The 1,418-nt window shown below is 42.4% G+C and carries 1 protein-coding gene; it reads right to left on the bottom strand.

Annotated features, from left to right (window positions below; genetic code table 11):
- Positions 1-13: 13 nt before the first annotated feature.
- On the bottom strand, positions 14-1,339 hold the full coding sequence (locus ISP07_RS20390; RefSeq protein WP_209328716.1) for an IS4 family transposase: 1,326 nt from the start codon (positions 1,337-1,339) through the stop codon (positions 14-16).
- Between the last annotated feature and the right edge of the window lie 79 nt (positions 1,340-1,418).

The following is a 1,418-nucleotide window of genomic DNA, read 5'->3' as shown; positions in this document are numbered from 1 at the left end:
TAATGCCTGTCAGTTAAGAGCTGACAGGCATTTTTTTGGGCTTTCGTTCAGGGTACCGACTGGGCCTCTTTTTCACACATCTTGGATAATGTCTTTCTCTTCGCTCTGGCAGTACAAAGATTTCAGCCATTGCAATAAGTTTATTTATTACGCTCGGTACTTTTCCTGCTGAGGTGTGAGGCAACATCATTAACTCCTTGATGATATAGCCAGAAGCATTGCTGTAACTGAGTTGATAAGGCCATATCCCTTTCAGGCTGTAAGCCATCTTAGTCATCATATATCGTACTAAATTGTATGCGAGCAATACGCCCCATAACTCTTGTTTTACTAGCTCTGGGGTTTTGCTACGTAACGTTAATTCATTTTTGAGCAAGTACTGTTTCATTTCCCTGAACCCAAGCTCTATTTCCCAACGGTGACTGTATAGATCGACGATATCAGCACTTGGATATTTCATTGGGTCGGTCATAGACGTCAGTATCTGATGCTGTTTTCCATTGATGGTTTTCGTCAACAATCTAGCTTCGATAGTAGTAGGTAAGTCTGGGTACCTCTTTCGTGATTGAGGTGTTGTTTTTAGTCTAATCAGTTGGTTATGTTTTCCAAATTCCCTGATAACTTCATATTGCGTGCCTTTTTTTAACGGAATTAGCCAGTGCCTTGATGTACCAGTGGTAGACCATTTATGAAGTAGCCCTAATGAGTAAAAACCTTTATCAAACAGCGTTAGGCTATTGTCGGGTGTTTGCTCTATCAGCTGCTCAGCGAGCGTCATTTCATTAGCCGCAACGGCGTCAAAGGCGGATGCGGTCAATAAGTGACTTGTGAGTTCCATTTGACAGACCATACGAATTTGAGGAAAAGCCGATTCGCGTTTGTCATTGTGCAACTTACCAAATGCATCATTGTTAGCTGGCGTGTCTTCTGCACGCCACACCACGCCATCAACGCCAAGTAAGGTTAATCCACACCAGTTTGGATGTGGTGTGTCTTGATGCCAACGGGATTGAGTCATATTAAAGATATGACGAATAGATTCCGAGCCTAAACGCTGTCTTGCTTGAACAATCGCACTAGGAGCTACAAAAGGTTTCTTACTTGGTAATACAATATCAAGACGATTAATGACCTGAGTCATAGGCATATCTCGAAACAATGCGCTGCCAATCACACTCCAGACCATTAGCTCAAGAGGTAGCCTGCGCTTCCTGAGTGTTGCGACCCCGGACTCTGCAAGTGCTTGTTGTATTAAAGACTCATCCAGTATTTCCGACAAGCTGTGAATATTAGAATCGATAAATGATGAAATATTGGCGAAGCTATGATTAAGGGGCATAAAAAAAATCCGATGACCTGTGATCATCGGATTTTGATCCTATTATGCCAAATGTCAATTGCTTAACTGATCGGCATTG

Source organism: Pseudoalteromonas sp. PA2MD11 (genome assembly GCF_017808125.1).
GTDB classification, from domain to species: domain Bacteria; phylum Pseudomonadota; class Gammaproteobacteria; order Enterobacterales; family Alteromonadaceae; genus Pseudoalteromonas; species Pseudoalteromonas simplex.
This window is presented reverse-complemented; position numbering and strand designations above follow the sequence as displayed.

Bases quoted from the DNA above. Each gene is read 5' to 3' on its own strand.
- ISP07_RS20390 (WP_209328716.1), bottom strand. From the start codon at position 1,339: ATGCCCCTTAATCATAGCTTCGCCAATATTTCATCATTTATCGATTCT.